At 58.4% G+C, this 6,651-nt stretch carries 6 protein-coding genes; 2 read left to right on the forward strand and 4 right to left on the reverse strand.

The annotated features are described in order from the left end of the window. Positions 1-21 precede the first annotated feature (21 nt). From cydC to HA48_RS17280, 4 genes are all read right to left on the reverse strand, one after another. Positions 22-1,752 carry a heme ABC transporter ATP-binding protein/permease CydC gene (gene cydC / locus HA48_RS17265; RefSeq protein ID WP_128602425.1) on the reverse strand — a complete coding sequence of 577 codons (1,731 nt, stop codon included), beginning with the start codon at positions 1,750-1,752 and terminating at the stop codon, positions 22-24. Then, entirely contained in the window at positions 1,752-3,521 is a 1,770-nt protein-coding gene (gene cydD, locus HA48_RS17270) for a heme ABC transporter permease/ATP-binding protein CydD (protein ID WP_128602426.1), read from the reverse strand. Before cydD ends, cydC begins: the two co-directional genes overlap by 1 nt. Before the next feature lie 148 nt (positions 3,522-3,669). Continuing rightward, positions 3,670-4,635: a thioredoxin-disulfide reductase gene (trxB, locus tag HA48_RS17275; protein ID WP_128602427.1), complete on the reverse strand. Its 966-nt coding sequence runs from the start codon at positions 4,633-4,635 to the stop codon at positions 3,670-3,672. A gap of 7 nt (positions 4,636-4,642) precedes the next feature. Next, entirely contained in the window at positions 4,643-4,936 is a 294-nt protein-coding gene (locus HA48_RS17280) for a hypothetical protein (protein ID WP_128602428.1), read from the reverse strand. A 221-nt stretch (positions 4,937-5,157) separates the two neighbouring features. Here HA48_RS17280 and lrp point away from each other — a divergent pair, with 221 nt between their 5' ends. Together lrp and HA48_RS17290 are read left to right on the forward strand one after the other, a co-directional pair. After that, positions 5,158-5,652, forward strand: coding sequence for a leucine-responsive transcriptional regulator Lrp (lrp, locus tag HA48_RS17285; protein ID WP_006118610.1), 495 nt, complete (start codon positions 5,158-5,160; stop codon positions 5,650-5,652). Positions 5,653-5,771: 119 nt separating this feature from the next. Then, positions 5,772-6,651, forward strand: an 880-nt coding sequence (locus HA48_RS17290) for a DNA translocase FtsK 4TM domain-containing protein (protein WP_244182892.1), incomplete at its 3' end; no start/stop codon positions are given.

Raw genomic sequence — 6,651 nt, forward strand, 5'->3', positions numbered from 1 at the left:
CCCTGCGGCTAATCGCTTAGACTATAGCGCAAAGCGTTGCCGGAAACGCCAGTAGCGTCCTGCTTTTGAGATTAATTCGTCATGACTGCCGGACTCAACGATGCGCCCCTGATCCATCACGCAAATGCGATCCATTTTCTCCAGCCCGCTCAGACGGTGCGTGACCATAATCAGTGTCTTGCCCCGGCTAACCTCCTGAAGCAGTCGCAGAATTTGCTGTTCAGTACTGGCATCCAGCCCTTCGGTCGGTTCATCAAGCAGCCAGAGATCGCCGTTGTGCAGCAGCGCCCGGGCAATTGCCAGGCGACGCAGCTCACCGCCGGAGAGCGGTCGGCCGCCGTCGCCCATCCAGGCATTCAGGCCATCGGGGTGGTCGGCGAGATGCGCCAGGCCAACCTGATGCAGCGCGGCAACCAGCTGTTCGTCGCTGGCGGCCGGCTGCGCCAGACGTAAATTATCCCGCAGCGTCTGGCTGAACAGATGTACGCGCTGCGTGACTACGCTTATGCGCTGGCGCAGGCTGGCTTCATCCCAGGCTTTCAGGTCGATGCCGTTGAGGGTGATGCTGCCCTGTTGCGCTTCCCGGCCGCGGGTAATCAGTGCCAGCAGGCTGGATTTGCCACAGCCCGTCGGGCCGAGCAGCGCCAGATGCTCGCCAGGTTGCAGCGTTAGCGAGAAGTCGGTCAACACCGGCTCAGGACGCTGTGGATAGCTGAAGCCAATATTCGCCAGTTGCAGCTGAATACCGGCGCCGGCCGTGACCGGCGCTGACGGGAAGAGAATAGCGGGCGGCTGTTCGATAATCTCTTGCACGCGCTGCGCTGCGTGGGTGACCTGAGCCAGCGGCAGGAAGGCGCCGGCAACCGGCGCCAGCGCTTCAAACGCAGCCAGTCCGCAGAAGACAAATAGGGCGATCAGGGCGCCAGGCGTGCTGCTGGTGCCCACGCCCGCAGCGGAAACCCACAGCAGCAGGGTTACCGTGGCACCGCTGATTAGCATCAGCAGGCTCTGCGCCAGCGCCTGCAGGCGATGCTGCCACTGCTGCGCCTGTTGCCAGATATGCTCCTCGCCATCAAGCCGCTGACGCCATAGCCGGGCCGCACCGTAGATTTGCAGCTCGGCCAGGCCAGTGATCCAGCGGGTAAGCTGCAAACGCCAGCTGGCCTGATGCCGGGATATACGCTGACCGGCAGAGGTGCCGAGGCGCCAGAAGAGGGGCGGCATCGCCAGCAAGGTGAGCAGCATAATACCGCCCAGCAGCAGGGCCAGAGGGAGATCCAGCAGCGCTAAGCCACAGGTCACCACCACAATCACCACCGCTGCACCGATCAGGGGAGAGATGACGCGCAGATAGAGATGATCCAGCGTATCGACGTCGCTGACAAAACGATTGAGTAACTCACCCTGACGGAAGCGCGCCAGCTGTTCCGGTGCCAGTGCCATCAGCTTACCGAAGGTGAATACGCGCAGATGCTGCAGCACGCGGAATGTCGCATCGTGGCTTACCAGTCGTTCAAAATAGCGCGCAGCGGTACGCGTAATCGCTGCGCCGCGCACGCCTGCGGCAGGCAGCATGTAGTTAAACGTGTAAAGCCCGGCAACGCCTGCCAGTGACGAGGCGGCGAGGAACCAGCCGGATAGCGTCAGCAGGCCGATGCTGGCAAGCAGGGTGGCAATCGCAAGCAGAACGCCCAAACCCAGTCGCCAGGGATGACGGCCGAACAGGCGCAAAAAAGGCAACAAGTGTCGCATCAGGCAATCTCCCACTGCCGGTGTTGAGCCATGGTCCGCAGCGGCCCCTCCTGCTGAATAAGCTGCTGCCAGGTACCTTGCTGCACCAGCTGACCGTGCTGCATCACCCACACTTCATCCCACTGCTGCGCATCATGCAGCTGATGGGTAATCATCAGCGTGGTTTGCTGCAAAGCGGCGTGCTGTAAGGCGTTCATGACGTGCTGCTCACTCTGGCTATCCAGTCCGGAGCCCGGTTCATCCAGCAGCAGTAATTGTGCCGGTTTCAGCAGGGCGCGTGCCACGGCAATCCGCTGCGCCTGGCCTACCGAGAGCCCGATGCCGCTGTCACCCAGCGGCGTATCCAGGCCCTGCGGCAGACGCGGCAGAAATTCGCTGACGCCGGCGCGTTGTAATGCTGAGTGTAATACCGGCGCCTCGACCTGCTGATTCAGCAGCAGGTTTTCACGCAGGGTGGCGGCGGGTAAATGTGGATTTTGCCCGACCCAGGCAACGTGATGCTGCCAGCTGTCACGATCAATATCGCGCAGCTCCTGGCCGTTGATCTGCAACGAGCCCCGGTAGGGCAGAAAACCGAGCAGAACGTTCATCAGCGCCGTTTTCCCGGCGCCGCTCTGACCAACCAGCGCTACGCGTTTACCCGGTTGCAGGATAAAGGTGAGCGGCTGCGACAATGCTTCACCGCCCGCCGTCATCACCTGCAGATCCCGTGCATGGATGTGCAGGGGCCCTGCTATCAGGTGTGCAGCGCCCGTGGTAGCAGGCGCGTTGTCCGGGCTTTCACGCAGGAACGTCTCCAGTGCATCTGCCCCGCCAATCGCCTGCGCTTTGGCGTGATAAAAGGCGCCGAGATCGCGTAACGGCTGAAAAAACTCCGGCGCCAGGATCAAGGCGAGAAAACCGGCAAACAGCGTAACGCCGGTATTGTAGTGGCCAAAATTAAGTTCGCCGAGGTAAGAGAAGCCGAAATAGACCGCAACCACGGCAATCGCCAGTGAGGCGAAGAACTCCAGCACGGCGGAGGAGAGGAACGCCAGACGCAGCACTTCCATGGTGCGCTGACGAAAATCGCGGGTGCTGGCGGCGATCGCCTGCTGCTCAGCAGAGGCACGGTGGAACAGACGCAGCGTTTCACGACCGCGCAGCCGGTCGAAGAAGTCACCACTCAGACGCGCCAGCGCGAGGAAATTACGGCGGTTAGCGTCTGCAGCACCCATGCCAACCAGCGCCATAAACAGTGGGATCAGGGGCGCAGTGGCCAGCAGAATCAGGCCGGCAGCCCAGTTCACAGGAAAGATGGCGATCAGAATCGCGCAGGGCACAAACACCGCCAGCGACATTTGCGGCAGATAGCGTGCGTAATACTCCTGCATCTCTTCGATCTGCTCCAGCAGCAGTGTAGCCCAGCTGCCGGCGGGCTTGCCCTGAATCCACGCCGGGCCGGCGCTCTCCAGGCGATCCAGCACCTGCCGGCGCAGCGCACGCCGAATGGCTGTACCGGCACGGTGACCGGCCATTTCACGGCCATAATGCAGAGCGGCGCGCAGGACAAAACAGAGCAGCAGTAGCAGGAAATCGGTGCTCAACGAGGCGCGGGGTTGTTGAGCAACAATCAGGTTTTGCAGCAGCGAAGCCAGCAGCCAGGCCTGCGCAATAATGACCAGGGCGGCCGCGAAGCCAAACAGGGAAGCGACCCGCAAACTACGGGCACCATGATGACGTTGCTGGCGCAGCCAGCGGAGCAGTGCTTGTTGCCGTGATTTATTCATGCGCAGCCGTTTTGATCGCCGTAAAGAGATACGAAATCGGGACAGAGAACCCGGCCTGAGGCGGGTGGCAGCACTGTAGCATGCAGCCAATAAAAAAGGCGACCTAAAGAGGCCGCCTTAACGCAATTATGATCAGGTAATTAACAACTTACTTATCGTTTTTAACCAAGCCATCCAGATAGCGTTCGGCATCCAGAGCGGCCATACAACCGGTACCGGCTGAGGTGATCGCCTGACGATAAATATGGTCCATCACATCACCCGCAGCGAATACGCCAGGTATGCTGGTTTGGGTCGCATTACCGTGCAGGCCGGACTGCACTTTGATGTAGCCATTTTCCAGCGCCAGCTGGCCATCAAAGATCGCGGTGTTCGGGCTGTGACCGATCGCGACAAACAGACCGGCAACTTCAAGCGACTCCTCTGCTTCACCTGTGGTAGAGAGCAGCTTCAGGCCGGTGACGCCCATCTGATCGCCTACCACCTCTTCCAGCGTACGGTGGGTGTGCAGCACGATATTGCCGTTACGCACTTTCTCCATCAGGCGATCGATCAGGATTTTTTCGGCGCGGAAGCTGTCGCGACGATGAATCAGATGCACTTCAGAGGCGATATTTGCCAGATACAGGGCCTCTTCAACCGCCGTATTGCCGCCGCCGATCACCGCCACTTTCTGATTGCGATAGAAGAAACCGTCGCAGGTGGCGCAGGCCGATACGCCTTTGCCTTTAAACGCCTCTTCAGAGGGCAGGCCAAGGTAGCGCGCCGATGCACCGGTAGCGATGATCAGTGCGTCTGCCGTGTACTCGCCGCTGTCGCCCGTCAGGCGGAACGGGCGGTTCTGCAGATCAACGGTGTGGATGTGGTCGAAGATGATTTCAGTGTTGAACTTCGCAGCATGCTCGTGCATGCGCTCCATCAGCGAAGGGCCGGTGAGATCGTGCGGGTCGCCAGGCCAGTTTTCAACGTCGGTCGTGGTGGTGAGCTGGCCGCCTTTTTCCAGTCCGGTAATCATAACGGGATTCAGGTTGGCGCGCGCGGCATAGACCGCAGCGGTATAACCGGCAGGGCCGGAGCCCAGGATGAGCAGCTTACTGTGTTTGGCCGTACTCATGTATTCCTCAGTGTGTGTCTGACAACATAGTTTTTGATTGTAGGGAAATTGCCGCTGCAAAAAAAGGTTTCAGCAATTTTGTTAACAATCGCTGCAAGCGGCGTAGACGATGAGCGCAGGTTTTGCACGGACGCTGCGCCAAAAGGGGGCAATCCTCGGCAATTTGTGGTGCAGCAGCATAAAAATTCTCATTTAAAAACAGCAACCCAGCACTCTGTCTGGCATCTTGTACTGAATTTGGATGTTTTACTTTGACAATCGCCTGCGCTTTTGCGAAAACAGTGTCAGAAGCAGAGAACATTTAGCGGTTCAGGACAGCATTTCATGTCTGTTTTGCGCGATTTCGCCAAATAAACTCAGCCTGACATTGGTAATGACGCATGATGTGGACAGACAACATGCGTCATACGGATGGTGGCATATACTGCACAGGCTTACAGTCTTCACTTCAGTAAGGCCCTGAACAATGAGCGTTTTCAGGGTGTGGCAGGCAAAGGGAAGGAATTAAGAGAGACAATAATAATGGTAGACAATAAGAAGCGCCCCGGAAAAGATCTGGACCGAATTGACAGAAATATTCTGAATGAACTGCAGAAAGATGGTCGTATCTCCAATGTAGAGCTTTCAAAACGCGTGGGGCTTTCGCCTACGCCGTGCCTTGAGCGCGTACGTCGCCTGGAGCGTCAGGGCTTTATCCTGGGCTATACGGCGCAACTGAACCCGCACTACCTGGATGCTTCACTGCTGGTTTTTGTTGAGATTACTCTGAATCGTGGTGCGCCAGATGTGTTTGAACAATTTAACGCCGCCGTTCAAAAACTTGAGGAAACTCAAGAGTGTCACCTCGTTTCCGGTGACTTCGATTACCTGTTAAAAACCCGCGTGCCGGATATGTCCGCCTACCGTAAACTTCTGGGTGAAACCTTGCTGCGCCTGCCGGGCGTAAACGACACCCGAACTTACGTGGTGATGGAAGAGGTCAAACAGAGTAATCGTCTGGTGATCAAAACCCGATAACGCAGGGCAGGTGCAAAGCGTGCAGGATTTCGGTACACTCCTGTGAATTCATACAGGACCAGCGTCGGGCTTGCCCGGCGCTGTTGCCTTCTTCATTTACAGGCACCTGGAGAGTTCTCTTGAGCCAGGAATATACAGAAGACAAAGACGTTTCATTACAACCGCTGAGCAGCGGACGTCGGCTGCTTGAAGCGTTGCTCATTCTCGTGGCCCTGTTCGCTATCTATTTGATGGTGTCACTGGTTAGTTTTAACCCTTCCGATCCCAGCTGGTCGCAGACTGCCTGGCATGAACCGATCCACAATATCGGTGGCAGCGTGGGCGCATGGCTGGCTGATACGCTGTTATTCATTTTTGGTGTGATGGCCTACGCCATTCCGCCGGTCATTATTGGCTTGTGCTGGATCACCTTCCGACAGCGCGATCGCCAGGATTACATCGACTATTTTGCGGTGGGCCTGCGGCTGATTGGTGTGCTGGCGCTGGTGGTGACCACCTGTGGTCTGGCGGCGCTCAACGTCGATGACATCTGGTACTTTGCCTCTGGCGGCGTGATCGGCAGTCTGGTGAGTAATGCCATGGCGCCGTGGTTTAGCGGCGCGGGCGGCACGCTCACGCTGCTGTGCGTATGGGCGGCCGGGATCACCTTATATACCGGCTGGTCATGGCTGGCGATTGCCGAAAAAATCGGTAGCGTGGTGATGGGCGTGCTGACGTTTGCCAGTAACCGCTCGCGCCACGATGAGCCGTGGCAAGAGGACGAATACCATGATGAAGCCCTGCCTGAAGAGGCTGGGCCGTCCTTACGTGTGGCGGACGATGACGATGTGCTGCTGGCAAAACCGGCTAAGGTCGCGACGCCGGTTGCTGAATCGCCGGCTGACGATCCGCTCCTGGCAAAAGCCAGCGCGGCCACTGCGGCTGCCATTGCCGTAACAACCGAAGCGGCGCGCCAGGTACCTGCGGTGACAACCCCTGAGCCTGCTGTCCACGCCGTAG

This window comes from Pantoea wallisii (genome assembly GCF_002095485.1).
Lineage (GTDB): Bacteria > Pseudomonadota > Gammaproteobacteria > Enterobacterales > Enterobacteriaceae > Pantoea > Pantoea wallisii.

Bases quoted from the DNA above. Each gene is read 5' to 3' on its own strand.
- cydC (WP_128602425.1), bottom strand. From the start codon at position 1,752: ATGCGACACTTGTTGCCTTTTTTGCGCCTGTTCGGCCGTCATCCCTGG.
- cydD (WP_128602426.1), bottom strand. From the start codon at position 3,521: ATGAATAAATCACGGCAACAAGCACTGCTCCGCTGGCTGCGCCAGCAA.
- trxB (WP_128602427.1), bottom strand. From the start codon at position 4,635: ATGAGTACGGCCAAACACAGTAAGCTGCTCATCCTGGGCTCCGGCCCT.
- HA48_RS17280 (WP_128602428.1), bottom strand. From the start codon at position 4,936: ATGTTCTCTGCTTCTGACACTGTTTTCGCAAAAGCGCAGGCGATTGTC.
- lrp (WP_006118610.1), top strand. From the start codon at position 5,158: ATGGTAGACAATAAGAAGCGCCCCGGAAAAGATCTGGACCGAATTGAC.